Raw genomic sequence first — 20,224 nt, forward strand, 5'->3', positions numbered from 1 at the left:
ACCCAACCACCCGGACGGGCAACCAGGCCAGCCATGCCACAGGGACAAAAATTTGGCATTGACTAACAAGCACACTGTTGAGTTCTCAAACAACCGACACACACCAACTCAGCACCACCCGACCGGGTGGAACCTCGCTTGGGGCAACCCTTCAACCTTACCAGGTCCTCCCCGGCTCCTCAACCCCGGCTGTTCGCCGTGATCCAGTCGCCGTGGTCTTCCTCGTCGCGGGCAGAGAACACTCTACGCCATGCGGTGGAAGGGTTTCGACCCCGGGACCAGCCACCCTCGATCGTTCGAGGCGGTGTCTGTTCCTCCCTGTCGGGCCGACATCCAGAACATTACGCGGCCCCGCGCGGCATGGTCAAGCCGCTCCCCGGTGACCCGGCCCACAGGGACGCTGCCGCTCGCCGCACGGCACGACGTGCGGCCGTCCGCCCCGCCCTCCCACGCACCCCCGGCGCCGCGCTCAGACCGTCGTCGCGAGCCGCAGGATCACGCGGTCCCCCGGTCGGAGCTGGGCCGCGCGGTCGACGTCCCGCTCGCGGAGCACCCCGATGACGGGGTATCCCCCGGTGACCGGGCGGTCCGCGAGGAAGACGACGGGACGCCCGTCGGGCGGGACCTGGACCGCGCCGCGGACGAGCCCCTCGGACGCCAGCTCCCCCGGCCTGCGGGGCACCGCCTGGCCGTCGAGCCGCAGGGCGACGCGGTCGCTGTCCGGCGACACGGTCCGCAGCGCGCGCAGCGCGTGCCCCGCACCGGGGAGGAACCAGTCGGACCGCGGCCCGGGCAGCACCTCGAGCACCGCGCCCGCCCGCTCGCCCGGACGCGGCTCGCCGGGCGGGAACCGCACCGGTGCGACGTCGGGCCACGGCCACGTGCCCGACGGCGCGGCCCCCACCGCGACGACATCGCCCGGCTGCAGGGGTCCTGGGCCGAGCCCGGCGAGCACGTCCCGCGCGCGCGACCCGAGGACGGCGGGCGGCCGGAGCCCGCCACGCACCCCGAGGTAGGTGCGCAGACCGTGCGCCGCCAGGCCGAGGCGGAGGGTCCCGCCGTCGGGCACCCGGAGGGCCGCGTGCATGCCGACCGGGCTCCCGTCCACGCTCGCGGGGACCGCCGCCCCCGCCAGCGCGACGACCGCCCCGCCGGCGAACCGCACGGCGAGACCACCGAGGGTGACCTCGATCGCCGCGGCACCGTCCGGGTTGCCCACGAGCCGGTTCGCGAGCGCGTACGACGCGCGGTCGGCCGCTCCCGACGGCCCGACCCCGACGGCGGCGAGCCCCGGACGCCCCGCGTCCTCGACGAGCGCGAGGGGACCCGTCGCGAGCACCTCCAGGGCGCGCGGGGCCGGCGGCGAGGGGGTGGTGACCTGCGCAGGCTGCACGCGCGGCGTCCCCGCGCTCCCGTCCTGCCGCTCCGCTCGCGTCGGCACGAGCGCGCCGACGCCCCCGGCCACGGCCGCGCGGACCGGCACGAACCGCACGCGCGCGCCGGGCGCGACGAGCGCGGGCGGGTCCCGGTCGACGTCGAACATCTGCACGTCCGTGCGGCCGAGGAGGCGCCACCCGCCCGGGGACTCCCCCGGGTAGACGGCGGTGAGCCCGCCCGCGAGCGCCACGGAGCCGGCGGGGACGCGGGTGCGCGGGGTGGCCAGGCGCGGGGCGGCGATCGCGGGATCGACCCCGGAGAGGTACGTGAAGCCCGGCGCGAACCCGCCGAACGCGGCCTCGTACTCGCGGCCGTGGTGCCGCGCGACGACCTCCTCGACGCTCAGGCCCGCCCAGCGGGCGACGTCGTCCAGGTCGGGGCCGTCGTAGCGCACGGGGATCTTGACGAGCTCCCCGACGTGGGTGGTGGGGCCGGTCGTCGACGCGCGCCGCACCGCCGCGCGCAGCCACGCCCGGGCGGCGGGGACGTCCGAAGGCGCCGCGCAGCGCACGAGCACCGTGCGGGCGGCCGGGACGACGTCGACCACGCCGGGCGGCGCGTCGCCCAGGGCCCGGTGCAGCGCGCGCACGGCGGCGAGGTCCGGCAGGTCGACGAGCAGCGCGGCCTCGCCGAACGCGTGCACCGTCACCTCGCCGTCGGGGCCGTCGGCCGCGTCGCGGACCGGTGACCCGGGAGCGGGCGACCCTCCGGTCGTCACGGCACGGCGTCCGCGCCCGCCGACCCGCCGTGCGGGGCGTCGACGAAGGGCCGCACGACGACCCCGGCCTCCTGGAGCGCGGTCCGCAGCGCCCCGAGCAGCCCGACTGCCCCGGGGGTGTCCGAGTGGACGCACACCGAGTCCGCCTCGACGCGCAGCGACGTGCCGTCCGCGGCCTCGACCGTGCCGGTCGTCACGAGCCGGACGACGCGCCGGGCGACCTCGTCGCCGTCGTGCACGACGGCGCCCGGCTCCCCGCGCGGGACGAGCTCGCCCGACGGGAGGTAGCCGCGGTCGGCGAAGGCCTCACGGACGGTGGGCTGGCCCGCCGCGTCCGCGAGCCGCAGCACGGCCGAGCCGGGCAGCCCCACGACGGGCAGCGTGGGGTCGTAGGCGTGCACCGCGTCGACGACGGCCCGGGCCTGCGCCTCGTGGTGGACGATCGCGTTGTAGAGCGCGCCGTGCGGCTTGACGTACCGCACGCGGTCCCCCGCGAGCCGGGCGAACCCGTCGAGAGCGGCGAGCTGGTAGAGCACCTCGTCGGCGAGCTCGCCGGGGTCCACGTCCATGAACCGCCGCCCGAAGCCCGCCCGGTCCCGGTAGCTCACGTGCGCGCCCACCCGCACCCCGCGCGCGGCGGCGTCCCGCGTCACGGTCCGCATGGTCGTCGCGTCGCCCGCGTGGAACCCGCACGCGACGTTCGCGCTGGTCACGAGGCCGAGCAGGGCCTGGTCGTCGCCAAGGGTCCAGCGGCCGAAGCCCTCGCCGAGGTCGGCGTTGAGGTCGATGCGCGTCACGCGTCCATCATGCCCGGGACGCGCGCTCGGCGGGCTCCGCCGCGGACCCCACCGGTGCGCCACCGCTGCGCCACCGCGGTGCCCACCGTGCCGTGGGCGGAGACCGCGGGCGTAGATTTCCTGGCATGCCGGACGACACCACCACCGCCACGACGGCCGTGCGCCGCGCGACGACGGCCGACGCCGCCGCGCTCGCGGACCTGGCCGCGCTCACGTTCCCGCTCGCGTGCCCGCCCGGCACGTCGCCCGACGCGATCGCCGAGCACGTCGCGACGCAGCTCTCGCCCGACCGGTTCCGCGCGTGGGCCGCGAGCGCCGCGCACGCGCTGCTGCTCGTCGAGACGGCGGCGACGTCGCCAGGGACCTCGACCGGCACCTCGACCGGCACCTCGACCGCCACGGCGGGCACTGCGAGCGACGCCGGGTCGCCCGAGCCCGCGACCGGCCCGCTCGGGTACGCGCTGCTGGCACGGGGTGTCCCCGACGACCCGGACGTGGCGGCCGCCGTCGGGCCGGGCGAGGCGGTGGAGCTGTCGAAGATCTACGTGCACCCCGCCGCGCAGGGCACGGGCGTCGCGAGCGTGCTCATGACCGCGACGACGGGGGCCGCGGCGCTGCTCGGACCCGGGCTCCCCCTCTGGCTCGGCACGAACGGGCACAACGCGCGCGCCCAGGCCTTCTACCGCAAGCACGGGTTCGCCGTGGTCGGGAGCCGGACGTACGTCGTCGGCGGGGAGACCCATGCGGACGTCGTCATGGCCCTGCCCCGCCGCTGACGGACGGGAGTTCCCGGTCGGGCTCGGCCTGCACCCCGGAGGGCGCCCGACCGGGAGGTCGGTGGGCGGCCCGTGCGGGCCGCGGTCGTCCGATGGACGGTGGTCGGTCGGCTCAGTGGTCGTGCGCGTCCTCGCCGTCGGCGCCCTCGTGGCCGCCCTCGTCACCGCCCGTGTGGCCGAGGCCGAGGCCGCCGTCGAGCGAGTCGTCGGGGTGGACGGGCAGGAAGACGTGGACGTGGCCCTGGCCGCCGGCGGTCGAGCGCAGGTCGAGCTGGACGGCGGCGAGCCCCCACGTCTCGACGGCACGCGTGCGCAGGTCGCCCGCGAGGGCGTACAGGTCGGGGGCCGCGGCGGGGTCGGCGCTCGCGGCGAGCCCGACGGCGTCGAGCGCGTCCCCGACGAGCTCGAGCGACGTGAGCATGCCGTTGCGGACGATGTTGTGCTCGGAGGAGCCGCTCGCGAGCGACTCCGTCTCGGCGACGAGGCCGTCGACGGTCGCGCGCCAGGCGGTGACGTCCGCGGGGTCCGCGGGGACGGCGCTCGACCCGTCGACGGGGAGCACCGCGTGGAGGCCGTGCAGCACGGGGACGAGCTCGGTCTGGAGGTACCGGGCGTGGTCGATCGAGGCGACGAGGTTCTCGGCGTCGCGCACCTCCTCGGCCGCTTCCAGCTCCGCGACGCGCGCCGGGTCGACGGCGAAGCCCTCCTCGTCAGGTGCCGCGCCGCCGCGCGTGAGCGCGACGACCGCCGCGACCACGACGGCCACGAGCGCGAGCGCGCCGACGACGAGCAGGACGCGGCGCCACGGGTCGAGGCCCACGAACCACCGGCGCGCGCGGACGCGCGCCGGTGGCCGGGGTTCGGGGCGGCCGGCACCGCCCCGGTCGGCAGGGCGGGAGCGTGCGGGCGTCGTCGGGCCGCCGGTGCGGCCGGAGCCCGCCCGGGCTCCTCCCGCCGGGGTCCGGGTCGTCGCCGTCCGTGCCGAGGTGCGCTGTGCCACCTGTCGCTCCTGTCCTGTGGTCGTCCCGCCGGATCCGCCGGCCCGGCCCGTGAGCCGGGCCGGCGAGGCGGCCGGTGACGGGGGCGGGTCCCGTCACCGGCCCGCCGTCAGCCGCAGCTCACGGCGTCGTACGGCACCTCGATCTCGGTCGTGACGTCGCCGAGCGTCGCCGTGACCGTCGCCGTGCCCGCCTCGAACGCCGTCGCGCGCGACGCGAACGACTGGTAGGCGTTGGCACCCACCTCGACCGCGCCGAACTCCTTGGAGCCGAACGGCGTGGTGAGGGTGACCGCGACGGGCGCCTCGTCGGCGTTCGTCGCGCGCAGGGCGAGGTACGCCTTGCCCGCGAGGCAACGGGCCGAGGCGGTGACCTCGACGTCGACCGTGGGCTCGGGCTCGGAGTCCGTCGTGAGACGGAACCAGTCGAACGCCACCGTGACCGGCGTCTCCTGCTCCGGGCCGATCGCCATGAGGCCGACCTTCGTCAGCGCCGCGTCGTTGGTGACCGGGTCGCCCAGCGGCGTCCAGGTCACCCCGCCGTCGCTGACCCAGCCCTGGTACGTGCTGCCCACCTTCTCGAGCCGCAGGTACCAGTAGCCCGACTCGGTCGAGTCGGCGAGCTCGAGCTGACGGTTGCCGCCGTTGCCGAACTGGCCGCCCTTCTCCGAGACGAGCTCGCCGCCGAGGTTCAGCGCCGCGCCCGGGGCGTTCTTCGCGAGCACGTCGGCCTTGACGTAGTTGTCGTCGTCGCCGTACGCGATGAGGCCCGCGAGCTGCCACCGGTGCACGAGCGGCGCCTTGAACCGCGTCTCGACGACCCAGTCGCCCTCCGGTGCCGTCTGGAGGACGAAGTTGCGCGGGTCGTCGTTGTTGCCGGCGTTGATGTCGCCCGGCTGGGTCGTGATGCGCAGCTCGCCGTCGGCGACGGCGACCTTCGACCCGTCGTAGCGCACGACCGCGTCCCAGCGGCAGCCGTCGAGGGCGTCGCCCTCGAACTCGTCGCTCGGCTCGCGCTCGCCGTCGTCCGACCCGTCGCCCGTGACGCGCACGTGGTCGACCCTGGCGACCGAGTCGGCGGCCGCCGTGTCGCCGCCGGCCATCACGCCGAACGTCGCGCCCGGCTTCACGGGCGCCGAGCCCGCGAGCGCCGTCCACGTCTGGCCGTCCGCCGAGTACGCGGCCGTGATGGCGGAGCCGTCCGAGACGAGGCGCAGGTGGATCGCCGTCGGGAAGTCCCCGGCGACGTTCGTCTGGCCGTGCCACGTGCGGGCGCCGCCGGTCTCGGTCTGGAACTCGAGGAACCGGTTGCCGTTCTGGTTCTTCGTGAACGCGAGCTTGGTGTACTCGTCGTCGGTCACGTGGACCAGGAGGCCGGCGTGCTGCCAGTGCCGGGCGAGCGGGACGTCGAGCTTCGTCTCGAGCGTCCACGCGCCGGCGGGTGCGGGCTGACCGAGGTAGCTGATCGGCCCGGTCTGCGCCTCGTTGATGTCGCCCTGCACGACCGGCAGGACGGCGTGGCCGTCGGCGACGGTGATCGGCTTGCCGTCGGCCTGGCGGACGACCGTCCACCGCGGGTCGAGGGTGTCGCCGTCGAACTCGTCGGACGAGTCCGCGAGGCACTGCGGCGGGGTCTCCTCACCGGGTCCCCCGGTCTGCGGGTCGTCGTCGAACGCGAAGTCCTGGAACTCGACGGCGCTCGTGGCCGAGGTGCTGTGCGCGGTGACGAAGAGCCCCACGTCCTGCACGGACGCCGCACCCGGGAGGGCCTGGGGCTCCCCGATCTGCGTGAAGTTCTCGCCGTCCTTGCTCCAGGAGGCCGTGTACAGGTCGCCGTCGCGCACGATCCGCACCCACGCGGGGTAGCTCGTCGAGCTCGCGGCGGACGACGTGACGAGCTGACCGGCCGCGTTGCCGCGGAGCCACTCGAAGCCGCCGCTCGGGCGCATGCCCAGGGCGGCGTAGCCCGGCGAGTTCGCCGTCTGCGTCACGTCGTTGCGGACGATGATCCCGGCCTTGGCGGAACCGTTCGAGTTGCCCTGGCTGGTGATCTTCACCGTCGCCGACCAGTTCTCGTCGGCGCCCTGCTCGCGGTAGATGGTCGAGTACTCGTTGGTGCCCTGCCACATGTTCGCGCCGCCCGACGTGATGAGGTACTTGCCCTCGGCGAGCTGCTCGAACGTCCCGTTCGCGTTGGTGAAGGTCTTCATGCCCCCGAAGAGGTCGCCGACCTGCGCCACGACGACGCGGGACCGCGTGTAGAGGCCCTTGTCGTTGGTCGCGACCGCGGTCAGCTCGTAGTTGTTGTCCGCCGTCACCTCCCACGTGGCCTCGTACGGCGCCTCGGTGTCGGTCCCGATCGACTCGCCGTCGACGAAGAACTCGACCTCGGTGACCGTGTTCTCCGTGTCGTCGGCCTCGGCCGTGACCGTGATCTCGCCCTGCTCCAGGCGCACGCCCGCCTCGGGCGCGGTGATGCGCACCTTCGGCCGCGTGGTGGCGGAGACGCCCTTGCCGTCGGCCTCGACGAAGTTCAGGCGACGCTCGCCCGCGCCGGGGAACACGACGTAGAGCGTGAACGGCTCCCGGGGGTCGGTGACGTCCACGGTCACGTCGGTGAACGTGCCGAGACCCGTCTGCGGGATCTGGGCCGTACCGAGGAGCTCGCCGTCCGCGGCGTCGCGCCGCAGCTCGATCGTGCCCTCGGCCGCCGCGGCGACGCGCAGCGTGAGCGCCTGCACGCCGTACAGGCTCACCGGGTCGTACGACGCCCAGGCCCCGTTCGACCCGGTGATGACCGAGCCGCCGCCCTCGACGTCCCGGCTCGGGATCGTCGTGGTGCCGTCGGAGTCGGCGTGGAACTCCGCCTCGCGCTTCTTCGGGAAGATGAGCGTGGTGTCCGAGCCGGTGAGGGCCGGGACGTCGTCTACGCCGCCGCGGTCGGTGTAGCGCGCGTCGATCACGTAGAAGACGTTCATGTCCTCGCCGTGGCCGCCGCCGAGGCTCGTCGCGACCGTGCCCGTCCGGCCGTGCAGCGGCTCGGAGGGGTGCGCGTGCGCGTCGTGGCCGAGCGCGGGCTGGATGATGACCTGCTCGTCGTCGATGGTCTCGCCGTCCGGCGAGTCCTCGGCGTCCGTCACGGCCACGTCCCACGTGATGTCGTCACCGAAGGTGAAGAACGAGCCGGTGGGCGGCAGGCCGAAGTCGACCTCGGGCCGCGTGTTGCCGACCGTGATCGGCACGGTCGCCGTGCCCACCTTCCCGGCCGGGTCGGTCACCGTGAGGCGGGCGTCGTAGACGCCGTTCTCCGTGTAGGTGTGGCTCGGGGCGGCGGACGTCGAGTCCGTCGTGCCGTCACCGTCGAAGTCCCACGCGTACGTGAGCGCCTCGCCCTCGGGGTCGGTGCTCCCGGTCCCGTCGAACGACACCTCGAGCGGCGCGATGCCGGAGTCCGGCGTCGCGACCGGCTTCGACACCGGCGAGCGCGAGCCCGACAGGTAGTCGATGCGGTGCAGGCCCGAGTTGGGGTTGTCGCGGCCGAAGCCGCCGCCCCAGTCGAGCACGTACATCGCGCCGTCGGGCCCGAACTTCGAGTCGATCGGCGCCAGGAACTGCTCCTGCGGGAGGAACGGGTTGACCTTCTCGACGTCGGTCACGCCGGGAGCGGCCTCGGGGTCCTTGAGGTCGATCGTGTACATCTTGTTCCGGGCCCACTCGTAGAAGAAGGCCTTGCCGTCGTAGGACGACGGGAACTTCGTGTCGGAGTCGAGCTCCGGGTCGTACTCGTAGAACGGGCCGCCCATGGGCGCGAGGCCGCCGCCGGCGTTGATGACGCCGGGCACCGACGAGCGCTGGTAGCCGTACCAGAGGTCCGCCGGCTGCGCGGCGGGGAGCTCGGTGAGGCCGGTGTTCTTCACCGAGTCGTTGACCGGGGCGTCGCAGTCGAAGAAGTCACCGACCGTGACCGGGCTCGTGCGGTAGTCGACGTCGCGGAACGGCTCGTTGTTCCCCATGCACAGGGGCCAGCCGAAGAAGCCGGGCTCCTTGATGAGGTTCCACTCGGCGATGCCGGCCGGGCCGCGGTTCGCCGGGTTGTCCGACCCGTTGTCGGGCGAGTAGTCGGCGACGCCGAGGTTGCCCGTCTTCGGGTCGATGGTGAACCGGAACGGGTTGCGGAAGCCCATCGCGTAGATCTCGGGCAGCGTCTTCTCGGTGCCCGGCGCGAAGAGGTTGCCCTCGGGGATCGAGTACGTGCCGTCGTCCTCGGGGTGGACCCGCAGCACCTTGCCGCGCAGGTCGTTCGTGTTCGCCGACGTCGCACGCGCGTCGTGGAACGTGCCGTCGCGCTCGGAGATCGGCGCGTAGCCGCCCGACGGCTCGGAGTGCGGGTTCACGTCGTCGCCCACGCCGATGTACAGGTCACCGGTCTCGTGGTCGACGAGCAGGCCGCCGCCCGTGTGGCCCGGCTCGTCGGGCAGGCGCCCGGCCGGGATCTCCATCAGGACCTTCTCCGACGCGGGGTCGATCACGGTCGCGCCCGGGCCGTCCGACGACACCGTGAACCGCGAGACGCGGTTGAAGAAGTTCGCCGGGTCGGAGTCGTTCGAGCTCGCGGGCGAGTAGTACTGGTACAGGTACCCGTTCTCCGCGAAGTCCTTGTCGAGCGCGATGCCGAGCAGGCCGTCCTCGCCGCCCGAGTACACGGGGAGCGTGAGCGCCGTCGTCGTGTTCTGCGTCCGCGGGTCGTAGACGCGGACCTGGCCGCGCACGAGCTCGGTGTAGAACACGCGGCCGTCGGGCGCGACGTCCATGCCGAAGGGGGCGCTCGTGTTGGAGTCGAGCGCGACCTTCTCGAACGAGCCCCAGTCGGTGCCGCCGCAGTCGCCCTCGACGAGGCCCGCGGCCCACTGCACGCCGCCGACGACGTGCTGCACGAAGTCGGGCTCCTGCGTGTAGTGCGCCCCGAAGTGGCCCATGCCCGTCATCCAGGCACGACCGCCGTCGTACGGCTTGCACCAGGAGATCGGGTGGTCGTAGCCCATCTTGTTGCCGCCGGCGTCGTACGTCGTCTCGTCCATCGTGGCGAGGACGTGCGCGCTGCCGCGGACGTTGGCCGAGAAGTTGTACCACTCGTCCGCGCGCGTCCAGCGCTGGGACAGGTGCTCGGTCGACGGGTGCGTGCGGTCCTCGACGCGGACCGTGCCGGGCAGGCCGGGGCTGCTGCCCGTGGCGGCGTGACCGGGCATCAGCGCGCCGATCATGTCGTCCCACCACTGGTAGCTGCCGCGCATGTCGGTCGCGTTGTGGATGGCGACGATGCCGCCGCCCGCCTGCTGGTAGCGCTCGAGCGCCGCCTTCTCGTCCGCGTTCCACGGGTCGCCCGACGTCTGGAACATGACGAGGGCGTCGTACTGCGCGAGGTTGTCGTCGGTGAACACCGAGGAGTCCTCGGTGTGGTCGGACTCGATGCCGACCTCGGCGAACGCGGCCTCGAGCACGGGCGTGCCCTGCGTGATCGCCTCGGTGTGCCGGAACTGGGTCGTCTTGGTGAAGATGAGCACCTTGTGCTCTTCGTCCGCAGGGACGGGGTCGTCCGCGGCAGCGGCCATCGTGACGGGCGCAAGCGTGAACGCGAGCGCCCCGACGGTCAGTGCGGCGACCGATCTCGCCCTGCGTGGGCGTCGTGCAGTCATCGTGGTGCCTCCAGGGGCATGACGTGCGGGCCCGGACGTCGTCGTCCGGGCAGGGTGGTCGTCATCCCGCGGCGTGCCGGCGCCGGCGGTCGTCTGCGACTACGGCTACGTGCTCTCCGGCTCGGGCATCAGTCCCTTCAGGTAGGCGAGGCCATCGACGGCGATGGCGTCCTGGGTCGGCGCCAGCGGGCGCCAGATCGAGGCGGCCGTGGCGATCGTCGCGTTCTCGGCGGTGAAGGACTCGATGACGAGCGGTCCGTCGTAGCCGGTCGCGTCGAGCGCGGCGAGCAGGCCGCGCCAGTCGAGGTGGTCGGTGCCGGGTGCGCCGCGGTCGTTGCCGCACACCTGGACGTGCGCGATGCGCTCGCCCGCGCGCGCCACCGCGGCGGGCAGGTCCGTCTCCTCGATGTTCATGTGGTAGACGTCGAGCATGAGGCCGATTCCGGCCGCGGGCAGGCGCCGCACGACCTCCAGCCCCTGGTCGACGGTGTTGACGAGGCTCGTCTCGTAGCGGTTGAGCGGCTCGAGCCCGACGACGACGCCCGCCGCCACGGCGTGCTCGACGACCGGGGCGAGGTGCTCGGCGAGCTCCTCGTAGGTGGCCTCGCGCTCGGCCGGGCCGAGCCGCCACGTGCGCCCGACCGACGCGTACGCCGGGCCGCCGATCACCGGGGCGCCGACGGTCCGCGCGACGTCGACGACGTGGCGCAGGTAGTCCTGCGTGGCGCGCACCGTCGCGGCGTCCGTGGCGACGAGCTCGCGTCCCTCGCCCATGACGAGCGAGACGCTCGCGGCGAGGCCGTGGTCGGCGAGCACGGCGGCCGCCGTCGCCGGGTCCCAGTCCCCCGGGTTCTCGACGGGCAGCTCGAGCACGTCGAAGCCCCACCCCGCGACGCGCGGGGCGATGCCGCGCAGCGCGTCGTCGGTCAGGGGCGACGTCCACACCCACGTGTTGACGCCGAGCGCGCGCCGGCGCACCGGGACGGGCGCGCCGTCGGGCGCGAGCAGGTCGGTCGCGCGGTGCGCGGGGGTCGGGCCGGGAAGAGCCACGTCGCTCTCTCTCGTCGGGTCCGAGCACTCGGCCGTCCCGCCCGCGTGCCCGACGCCGCGGCGCGCCCCCGTGCGGGAGGTACGCCGCGCCGTCGGGCGGGCGGGCGGGGCGCCCGGCCGGTCGGACGGCGACCGGGCGGCCCCAGGTGGTCCGGCCGCGCGGCCGGACCGGGGTGGTGCTGGCGTCAGCGGTCGGTCCAGGCCTCCGGGAACCCGGGCAGGTCCTCGCCGCCGAACTTCGCGTAGTGCAGGGACGGCATGTCCTTGTTCGCCTCGAGGTAGGCGTCGAGGTCCTCGGCGACGACCGGCGACTGCGGCAGGACCCACTCGGACGGCACCTGCTCGCCGGCCCAGATCATCTGCGCCGCGAGGATCGGCGTGCGCCACTGGAAGTTGGAGTACACGGCGCCGATGGCGGTCATGTCCGTGTCCTTCCACTTGCGCAGGAAGCTCATCTCGTCCTCGCCCATGAAGACCGGGTACGGCTTGCCCGCGTCCTCGAACGCCTCGACGGCCGCGACGGCGCCGTCGCCGGCGTCCATCCAGATGCCGTCCACGTCCCCGCGCTGGAGGTACTGGGTGACGATGTCCTTGATCTTCGCGCCGTCGCCGCCGGTGAACTCGGCGCCCACGACCTCGAGCTCCGACTCGGAGAAGATCTTGTCGGCCGCGGCCCAGCGGTTCTCGAGCACGTCGACGCCGGGCAGGATGCGCAGCGCGAGGACCGTCGAGCCGGGCTCGAGGTTCTCGACGAGGAACTCGGCGCCGTCGGCGCCGTACGCGTAGCCGCCGATCGGGTGGATGAACGTCACCATGCAGTCGGTGTTGACGCCGCGGTCGAACACGATGACGGGCTTGCCCGACTCGCACGCCGCCTCGACGGCGGGCGTGAGGGTCGCGGTGGTCGACGGCGAGATGACGATCGCGTCGCAGTCGCCGGCCGCGACGAACGCCTGGATGTCGGAGATCTGCTTGTTGTCGTCGTCGGCGGCGTCGGAGACGCGGAACTCGCCGATCACGCCCGCCTCGGTGAGGACGTCGACCTGCTGCTGCATGGTGATGAACCCGGTGACGCGCCACGGGTTGGACACCGACGCGTTCGAGAAGCACAGCGTGTTGCCGCCCTCGGCGCTCGCGAACTCGGCCGTGTCCACGTACTCGGGCTCGATGGCCTGGAGCCACGGCTGGTCGGCCGGGCCCTCGGGCACGACCTCGCGCTGGGCGAGCTGGCGGTCGTAGTCCGCCTGGACGAACCACTCGGAGTCGGCGCCGCCGGACTCCTCGCCCGCGGGGCTCTCCTCGGCCGAGGTCTCCCCGCCCGTGTCGGTGGGGGTGTCGGTCGTGCAGGCGGCCGCGAGGAACAGCGTGGCCACCGCCGTGCCGGCCAGGAGTGCTCGTGTACGTCGCATGTCCTTCTTCTCCTTGGTGAGACGTCGTCGTCCCGCAACGTGCGGGGAAGGGGGTACAGCTCGGGTGCTGCCGCACGGCCGTGCGCGGGGGTCCGGCAGGGGTCGTGCGCGGGGAGGGGCGCGGGCGTCGTCGCCGGGCGCGCGGGGCTCAGGCGTTCGCGGGGGCGGGCTCCTTCGGTGCGGGGGTCGGGCCCGCCGCCGGCGGGGCGTCGGGGGTGGACGCGCGGCGCCGCGACCGGCGCGGCAGCGCGGCGTAGGCGACGGCCGCGATGATGATCACGCCCTGCACGGCGGGGCGGATCGTCGACGGCAGGCTCAGCTGGTTGAACAGGGTGAACAGCGCCTCGAGCGTGAGCGCGCCCGCCATCGCGGCGATCACGGTCCCCCGCCCGCCGCCGAGGACGACGCCCCCGAGCACGACGGCGGTGATCGCCATGAACTCCAGGCCCTGTCCGACCTGGGCGGTGACGCCGGCGTACCCGCCGATGAGGATCGCCGCGACGGTCGCCAGGAAGCCCGACAGGAGGAAGGCGCGCGTGCGCACCCACCACACCGAGCCGCCCGCGTAGCCCGCCGCGACGTCGTTGTCGCCCGTGGCGACGAGCGTGCGGCCGAAGGGGCGGCGCATGAGCAGGGCCGCGGCCACGCCGAGCACGACGACGACGAGCAGCGCGTACGGCACCTGGAACTGGCCCGGGTTGTCGGGGATGCCCCCGCGTCCCCACTGCCGGAACCCGTCGGTGAGGGCGCCCGTGGGGGCGCCGCCCGTCCAGAGCCGGATCGCGCCGTAGAGCACGAGCATCATGCCGAGCGTCGTGATGAACGACGGCACCTTGAGCAGCGTGGTCACGAGGCCGTTGACGAGCCCGACCGCGAGGCCGAAGACGATCATGAGGGCCATGACGGGCCAGGTCATCGAGTCCTCGCCGTCCATGAGCTTCGCGGCGATGACGACCTGGGCGCCCACGAGCGAGCCGACCGACAGGTCGAACTCGCCCGAGACGATGACGAAGTACTGCCCGATCGCGAGGATGACCAGCGGTGCGGCCTTCTTGACGAACGCCATGAGCGACATCGGCTCGCCGAACGACGGGTTCATCACGAGGATGACCGCGAAGACGAGCACGAGCAGCGCGAACACGGTCCAGCTGCCGCCCGCGGTGAGGCGCTCGAGCCAGCCGGCCCGCGGCGCGCGCGCCGGGATGGTCCGGCGCGTGGTGTCGGTGGTCATGCGGACGCACCTCCGGTGCGGGTCGGGCGGAAGCGGGCCCGGCTGCTCGCCGGGTCGATCTGGCGCCGGGCGTACAGGGCGACGGCGGCGATGATGATGACGCCGCGCAGCACGTCCTTGAAGAACGGGTCGACGTCGAGCACGTTGAACACCGTGTCGAGCACGGCGAGGATCAGCACGCCGCCCACCGTCCCGACGACCGAGCCGCGCCCGCCCATGAGGAGCGTCCCGCCGAGCACGACGGCGGCGATCGAGTCGAGGTCGAGACCGTAGGAGTAGACGAGCGCGTTGCCGGTGCCGAAGCGCGCGGCGATGAGCAGACCGGCGACGCCCGCGCAGACCGAGCACAGCACGTGCGCGAGGACCAGCGTCCGGTCCGTCCGGATGCCCGAGAGCCGCGCGACGTCGGTGTTCCCCCCGACGGCGAACATGTGGTACCCGGGGCGGGTGCGCGTCAGGAGCACGACGCCCACGGCCGCGACGAGCAGCATGACGACCGTCGAGACCGGCACCGGGCCGACGCGCGTGTACCCGAACATCTGGAACGAGGCGGGCACCTCCCCCGCCGGGCCCTTGAACTGCGTGTCGAGGTAGCCCTTGATGATGAGCCCGACGCCGAGCGTCGCGATGAACGCGTTGACGCGCAGCTTCGCGATGACGAGCCCGTTGACGAGGCCGACGACCGCCGCGACGCCCACCGCCGCGAGGACGCCGAGCCAGACGCGTGACGGGTCGCCCGCCATGGTCGTCGCGCCGACGATCGAGCTGAGCGCGACCACGTAGCCGACGGACAGGTCGAGCGACTTGCACAGGACGGCGAACGTCTGCCCGATCGCGACGAAGCCGAGGAGGCTCGTCTGCGTGAGCATGTACGCCGTGTTCGCCGTGCTGAACAGGTTGCCGCCGCCCACGGCCACGAGGACGCCGGCGATCACGAGGATCCCGACGAGGGCGAGGTAGACGATCTCCGTCGAGCCCAGCCGGCGGCGGCGCGCGGGGGCGCGGCTCGCGGTGGGGGCGGCGGTCGCGACCGCGGTGCTCATCGGTGCTCCTTCGGGCCGTCGGGGGCGTGCGGGGCGCTGCGGGGCGTGGTGCCGGGGTCGGCGCCCGGGAGGTCGTCGGCGTCGGCGAGGGCGCCGAGGTCGACCTGGACGTGCTCGCCGGAGGTGTCCTCGCCCGCGCCCGTGGCGAGCGCCATGACGGTCTCCTCGTCGCTGCCCGCGGGGAGCTCGCCCGCGAGGCGGCCGTCCCGCATGACGAGCACGCGGTCGGCCATGGCGACCACCTCGGGGAGCTCGGACGAGATGAACAGGACGGCGACGCCGTTCGCGGTGAGCTCGCGCATGAGGTCGTAGACCGCGCGCTTGGCGCCCACGTCGATGCCGCGCGTCGGCTCGTCGAGCACGATGACCTGCGGGTCCGTGACGAGCCACTTCGCGAGGACGACCTTCTGCTGGTTGCCGCCCGACAGGTACTGGACCTCGGCCTCCTGCGAGCTCGCGACGAGCTCGAGCGAGGACAGGATGCCCGGGATGCGCTTCGCGCGCCGGTCGGCCTGGCCGGGCACGACGGCGTCGAGCACGAGGCGCGCGTTGGCGAGGATCGACTGGCCCAGCGCGAGCCCTTCGGCCTTGCGGTCCTCGGTGACGAGCGCGAGGCCGGCGCGGACCGCCTGGCGCGGCGAGCGCACGTCGACCGCCTTCCCGCCGACGAGGACGCGGCCGCGCGTGAAGCCCGCGATGCCGAAGACGCCGTGCGCGATCTCCGTGCGCCCCGAGCCCTGGAGCCCGGCGAGCGCGACGATCTCGCCCGCGCGGACCTCGAACGACACGTCGTCGACCTGCGTGTTGCCGACGCCCTCGAGCGCGAGCCGCACCTCGCCCGGGACGATCGCGGGGTCCTTGTCCGGGAAGTACCCCGCGAAGTCGCGACCGACCATCGTGCGCACGAGGCGGTCCGCGTCGATGTCCGCCGTCGGCGTCGTCAGCACGTGGTTGCCGTCCTTGAGCACCGTGATGGTGTCGCAGAGGTCGAAGATCTCCTTGAGGCGGTGCGAGACGTAGAGGATCGCGACGCCGCGCTCCTTGAGCCGGTGCACGAGCTCGTAGAGGAGCTCGACCTCCTGGTCGGCGAGCGCCGCCGTCGGCTCGTCCATGGAGATGATCCGCGCGTCGTAGGAGACGGCCTTGACGATCTCGACGATCTGCTGCTGCGCCACGGACAGCGAGCCGACGCGCGTCCACGACGCGAGCCCCGTCAGGCCGAGCTCGGTGAGCAGGGCGGTCGTGTCCGCGTGCATGCGCCGCCGGTCGACGAGGCCCGCGCGGCGCGGCTCGCGGCCGAGGTAGACGTTCTCGGCGACGGACCGCTCGGGCAGGAGGTTGAACTCCTGGAACACCGTCGACACGCCCGCGTGCTGCGCGGCGAGCGGCGAGGCGAACGTCGTCGTCACGCCGTCGAGCTCGAGCGTGCCCGCGTCGGGGCGGTGCACGCCGGCGATGATCTTCATGAGCGTGGACTTGCCGGCGCCGTTCTCGCCGACGAGCGCGTGGACCTCGCCGGGCCGCACGTCGAGGTCGATCCCGCGCAGCACGGAGTTCCCGAAGAACTCCTTGCCGATGCCGCGCAGGCGCAGGAGCGGCCGGTCGTCGCCCTCCCCCGCGGCGGGACGCGGCTCGCGCGTCGTCGTCGCGGTCACGACGCGACCTCGACCCAGCCGCCCGTGCGCACCGACGTGGCCACGGCGTCGGCGAGCCGCGCGGCGCGCAGGCCGTCGTCGAACGTGGGCAGGCCGTCCGGAACGGCGCCCCCGATGGCCGCGGCGGTGTCGGCGACGAGCGCGTCGAAGCAGTCCTGGTAGCCCTGCGCGTGCCCGGCGGGGAGGCGCGAGTACCGGGCCGCCGCCGGGGAGAGCGTCTCGGGGTCGCGCACGAGGAGGCGCGACGTCGTGCGCCGGCCCTCCCAGAGCGTCTCGGGCTGCTCCTGGTCGAACGCGAGGGTGGACTCCGAGCCGGAGATCTCCAGGTAGAGCCGGTTCTTGCGGCCGGCCGACACCTGCGAGATCACGGCCGAGCCGAGCGCGCCGCCGTCCGTCGCGTACTGGAGCGTCACGGCGTCCTCGGTCGCGACCTCGTGCACGACGCCGTCGGCGCCCCGGCGGTGCGGGTTCACCGTGGCCGACTGCGCGACGAGGCGCACGATGCGCTGGCCCGTCGTGAACTCCAGCAGGTCGCAGAAGTGGGAGCCGATGTCGCCGAACGCGCGGCTCGCGCCGCCCAGCGCGGGGTCGACGCGCCAGTTGTCATCGGAGTCGCGCAGCAGCCAGTCCTGCAGGTACGAGCCGTGCACGAGCGAGACGGTGCCCACCTCGCCGCGGCGCACGCGCTCGCGCGCCTCGCGGACCATGGCGTGGAAGCGGTAGGTGAACGGCACGACGGCGACGCGACCGTCCCGCTCGCGCGCCGCGGCCGCGAGGCCGGCGAGCTCGACCGCGCCCGCGACGTCGGTCGCGAGCGGCTTCTCGCACACCACGTGCTTGCCGGCGGCGAGCGCCGCGCGCGCCAGGGGGACGTGCAGGTGGTTGGGCGTGCACACGTGCACCACGTCGACCTCGGGGTCGGTGAGCAGCTCCTCGACCGTCGCGACGGCGCGCTCGGCGCCGAGACCCGGCGCGGCGGCGCGCGCGATGTCGAGGTCGGCGGCGGCGACGCTCACGACGCGGCCTCCGCCCGTGCGCACGGCCCGGGCGTGGACCCCGCCCATGAACCCGGTGCCGAGGATCCCGGCGCGATACCCGGCGGCGGGCAGCCCGAGCTCGTCGGGGCTGCTGGCGGGGAAGGTGCTTCGGGCGGTCGAGGCCCCTGGCGTGGTCGCTCCCGGGAGGGGCGTCCCCGGCTCCAGCACCGGGGTACGCACGTCCTGCGCGACGTCGTCGGCTCGCATGGATGACAACGTAGGGGCACTTATGTCGAGGGTCAAGCAAAAGCCGAACATTGACCGTCACGGTTAGATAACCCTGGCCGCAAAACAAATGTGAAGGCTCACATAGTCGTGCCCGGACGCGCGCACGCCACCGCCCCCGGCCGTCGGGACGACCGGGGGCGGTGGCGCGTCGGACTGCCCCCACCCGCCGGCCGGCGACGCCGGCCGACGGGGAGACTGCGGTGCTACTTGGTCGAGAACGCGGCGTCGAAGGCCGCGTCAGGCGCGTCGAACGCGTACTTCTTGACGAACTCCAGGGCCTCGGGCGCGCCGACGAGACGGTCCATGCCCGCGTCCTCCCACTCGACCGAGATCGGGCCCTCGTAGCCGATCGTGTTGAGCATGCGGAACGCGTCCTCCCACGGCACGTCGCCGTGGCCCGTGGAGATGAAGTCCCAGCCGCGGCGCGGGTCCGCCCAGGCCAGGTGCGAGCCCATGCGGCCGTTGCGGCCGTTGTGCATCCGCTTCTTCGTGTCCTTGCAGTCCACGTGGTAGATGCGGTCCTTGAAGTCCCACAGGAAGCTCACCGGGTCGAGGTCCTGCCACACCATGTGGCTCGGGTCCCAGTTGAGGCCGAACGCCTCGCGGTGCCCGATCGCCTCGAGCGTGCGGACCGTCGTCCAGTAGTCGTACGCGATCTCGCTCGGGTGCACCTCGTGCGCGAACCGCACCCCGACCTCGTCGAACACGTCGAGGATCGGGTTCCAGCGGTCCGCGAAGTCCTGGTACCCGGCGTCGATCGCCTCCTGGGAGACCGGCGGGAACATCGCGACGTACTTCCAGATCGCCGAGCCCGTGAAGCCCACGACGGTCTTCACGCCGAGCTTCGCGGCGAGGCGCGCGGTGTGCTTCATCTCCTCCGCGGCGCGCTGGCGCACGCCCTCGGGGTCGCCGTCGCCCCACACGACGTCCGGCAGGATGTCGCGGTGGCGCTGGTCGATCGGGTCGTCGCACACCGCCTGGCCCTTGAGGTGGTTCGAGATCGCGTAGACCTTGAGGTCGTACTTGGCCAGCAGGTCGAGCTTGCCCTGGACGTACTCGTCGTCGTCCCAGCGCCAGGGGTCGAGGTGGTCGCCCCAGCACGCGATCTCCAGGCCGTCGTAGCCCCAGCCGGACGCGAGGCGTGCCACCTCCTCGAACGGCAGGTCGGCCCACTGCCCGGTGAAGAGGGTGATCGGTCGTGCCATGGTCGTGTCTCCTTCGGTCGTTCTCGGTTCGTGCCCGGGGTCACCGGGCGGACGTCTTGGTCAGGGGGCGGGGCGTGTCCCCCGCGGCCTCGTCGGTGCCCGACGCGCGCGCGCGGCGCCGCACGACGACGTAGCCCGCGGCGAGCAGCAGCGCGGCGACCACGGCGACGGCGACCCACACGAGCGCGCTCGTCGAGCCCTCGTCCGTGGCGGTGCCGTCGGCCGCGGTGCCCTCTCCGGCGGCGTCGTCGCCCGCGGCGGCGTCGTCGCCGGCCGCGTCGGCGCCTGCCGCCTCACCCTCCGCGCCGGCGGCGTCGCCGCCCTCCTGCGCCGCCGCGTCGTCGCCCTCGCGCGGGGCGGGCTCCGGCAGCGGCACGACGTCGACCTGCGCCGACGCGGTGGCCTCGGCGGGGTGGGTGATCGTGGCGGTGAGCGTCCAGTTGCCGTCGGCGAGGACGCCGGGGTCGGACGTGTACCAGCCGACGCCCTCGGACGCCGACCGCAGCGTGAGGGGGCCGACGGTCTCGCCGGCCGCGGACTCCCCCGTCACCGAGACGTCGGCCGCCTCCTCGACGGGGTGGCCGTCGACCTTCCAGGTGAGGTTCGCGGACACGCCGCCCTGGCCGTCCGTGCCGAGCGAGATGACGACGTCGCCGCCGTGGGCGCCGGCCGGGGCCGCGCCGACGAGCGCGAGCACGCCGCCGAGCAGGAGGCCCAGCGCCGCGGTGAGGAGCGCGCGGGCGCGGTGCCGCACGGGGGCGGCCGTCCGGCGGAGCGGCAGGAGCCGCGTGCCGCCCGGAGGCCGGGGGCTGGTGCGCTGGCGGGGCGTACGGGACATCGGGTCATCACCTCGTCGTGGGTCCGTGTGCGGTGGGGGCGGCGGTCGTCGCCGGTCCCCCGGGGTGCCCCGGCGCCGGGCCGGAGCGCCCGTTCCCGGGCGCCGGGGCC

At 74.1% G+C, this 20,224-nt stretch carries 13 protein-coding genes; 1 reads left to right on the top strand and 12 read right to left on the bottom strand.

Annotation, left to right across the window (positions count from 1 at the left end; translation table 11 throughout):
* Nucleotides 1-469 precede the first annotated feature (469 nt).
* Nucleotides 470-2,155 carry a 5-oxoprolinase/urea amidolyase family protein gene (locus ACI769_RS10490; protein ID WP_232322527.1) on the bottom strand — a complete coding sequence of 562 codons (1,686 nt, stop codon included), beginning with the start codon at nucleotides 2,153-2,155 and terminating at the stop codon, nucleotides 470-472.
* The gene (locus ACI769_RS10495; protein WP_085387600.1) at nucleotides 2,152-2,952 is read right to left on the bottom strand and encodes a LamB/YcsF family protein; all 801 of its coding nucleotides are present in this window, start codon (nucleotides 2,950-2,952) and stop codon (nucleotides 2,152-2,154) included. The genes ACI769_RS10490 and ACI769_RS10495 overlap by 4 nt, the downstream gene beginning before the upstream one ends.
* 125 nt (nucleotides 2,953-3,077) lie before the next feature.
* Here ACI769_RS10495 and ACI769_RS10500 point away from each other — a divergent pair, with 125 nt between their 5' ends.
* The gene (locus ACI769_RS10500) at nucleotides 3,078-3,728 is read left to right on the top strand and encodes an N-acetyltransferase (protein ID WP_085387599.1); all 651 of its coding nucleotides are present in this window, start codon (nucleotides 3,078-3,080) and stop codon (nucleotides 3,726-3,728) included.
* A 112-nt stretch (nucleotides 3,729-3,840) separates the two neighbouring features.
* Here the strand turns inward: ACI769_RS10500 and ACI769_RS10505 are convergent, their stop codons facing one another.
* From ACI769_RS10505 to ACI769_RS10550, 10 genes are all read right to left on the bottom strand, one after another.
* Nucleotides 3,841-4,728 (bottom strand): hypothetical protein, encoded by an 888-nt coding sequence (locus ACI769_RS10505; protein ID WP_157446610.1) that lies wholly within the window; start codon nucleotides 4,726-4,728, stop codon nucleotides 3,841-3,843.
* 107 nt (nucleotides 4,729-4,835) lie between these two features.
* A complete protein-coding gene (locus tag ACI769_RS10510; protein WP_409141563.1) occupies nucleotides 4,836-10,334 on the bottom strand; it encodes a ThuA domain-containing protein in 5,499 nt (1,832 codons plus the stop codon).
* A 189-nt stretch (nucleotides 10,335-10,523) separates the two neighbouring features.
* Nucleotides 10,524-11,468: a sugar phosphate isomerase/epimerase family protein gene (locus ACI769_RS10515; protein WP_369824885.1), complete on the bottom strand. Its 945-nt coding sequence runs from the start codon at nucleotides 11,466-11,468 to the stop codon at nucleotides 10,524-10,526.
* 185 nt (nucleotides 11,469-11,653) lie between these two features.
* Complete coding sequence (locus ACI769_RS10520; RefSeq protein WP_409141564.1) at nucleotides 11,654-12,877, bottom strand: substrate-binding domain-containing protein; 1,224 nt, start codon at nucleotides 12,875-12,877, stop codon at nucleotides 11,654-11,656.
* Between the two features lie 148 nt (nucleotides 12,878-13,025).
* A complete protein-coding gene (locus ACI769_RS10525; protein ID WP_061268735.1) occupies nucleotides 13,026-14,108 on the bottom strand; it encodes an ABC transporter permease in 1,083 nt (360 codons plus the stop codon).
* Nucleotides 14,105-15,151, bottom strand: coding sequence for an ABC transporter permease (locus tag ACI769_RS10530; protein WP_021483021.1), 1,047 nt, complete (start codon nucleotides 15,149-15,151; stop codon nucleotides 14,105-14,107). The genes ACI769_RS10525 and ACI769_RS10530 overlap by 4 nt, the downstream gene beginning before the upstream one ends.
* Entirely contained in the window at nucleotides 15,148-16,806 is a 1,659-nt protein-coding gene (locus tag ACI769_RS10535; protein ID WP_081600250.1) for a sugar ABC transporter ATP-binding protein, read from the bottom strand. Before ACI769_RS10535 ends, ACI769_RS10530 begins: the two co-directional genes overlap by 4 nt.
* Entirely contained in the window at nucleotides 16,803-18,050 is a 1,248-nt protein-coding gene (locus ACI769_RS10540; RefSeq protein ID WP_082774696.1) for a Gfo/Idh/MocA family protein, read from the bottom strand. The genes ACI769_RS10535 and ACI769_RS10540 overlap by 4 nt, the downstream gene beginning before the upstream one ends.
* A gap of 224 nt (nucleotides 18,051-18,274) precedes the next feature.
* The gene (locus ACI769_RS10545; protein WP_021483379.1) at nucleotides 18,275-19,276 is read right to left on the bottom strand and encodes a sugar phosphate isomerase/epimerase; all 1,002 of its coding nucleotides are present in this window, start codon (nucleotides 19,274-19,276) and stop codon (nucleotides 18,275-18,277) included.
* Between the two features lie 40 nt (nucleotides 19,277-19,316).
* Entirely contained in the window at nucleotides 19,317-20,114 is a 798-nt protein-coding gene (locus ACI769_RS10550; RefSeq protein WP_061268733.1) for a hypothetical protein, read from the bottom strand.
* Between the last annotated feature and the right edge of the window lie 110 nt (nucleotides 20,115-20,224).

The sequence above is a fragment of the Cellulosimicrobium sp. RS genome (assembly GCF_046159675.1).
In the GTDB taxonomy this organism is placed as follows: Bacteria; Actinomycetota; Actinomycetes; order Actinomycetales; family Cellulomonadaceae; genus Cellulosimicrobium; species Cellulosimicrobium funkei.

Coding starts and splice junctions, on each gene's coding strand:
- ACI769_RS10540 (WP_082774696.1), bottom strand. CDS start 18,050: ATGCGAGCCGACGACGTCGCGCAGGACGTGCGTACCCCGGTGCTGGAG.
- ACI769_RS10530 (WP_021483021.1), bottom strand. CDS start 15,151: ATGAGCACCGCGGTCGCGACCGCCGCCCCCACCGCGAGCCGCGCCCCC.
- ACI769_RS10525 (WP_061268735.1), bottom strand. CDS start 14,108: ATGACCACCGACACCACGCGCCGGACCATCCCGGCGCGCGCGCCGCGG.
- ACI769_RS10545 (WP_021483379.1), bottom strand. CDS start 19,276: ATGGCACGACCGATCACCCTCTTCACCGGGCAGTGGGCCGACCTGCCG.
- ACI769_RS10500 (WP_085387599.1), top strand. CDS start 3,078: ATGCCGGACGACACCACCACCGCCACGACGGCCGTGCGCCGCGCGACG.
- ACI769_RS10550 (WP_061268733.1), bottom strand. CDS start 20,114: ATGTCCCGTACGCCCCGCCAGCGCACCAGCCCCCGGCCTCCGGGCGGC.
- ACI769_RS10510 (WP_409141563.1), bottom strand. CDS start 10,334: ATGGCCGCTGCCGCGGACGACCCCGTCCCTGCGGACGAAGAGCACAAG.
- ACI769_RS10520 (WP_409141564.1), bottom strand. CDS start 12,877: ATGCGACGTACACGAGCACTCCTGGCCGGCACGGCGGTGGCCACGCTG.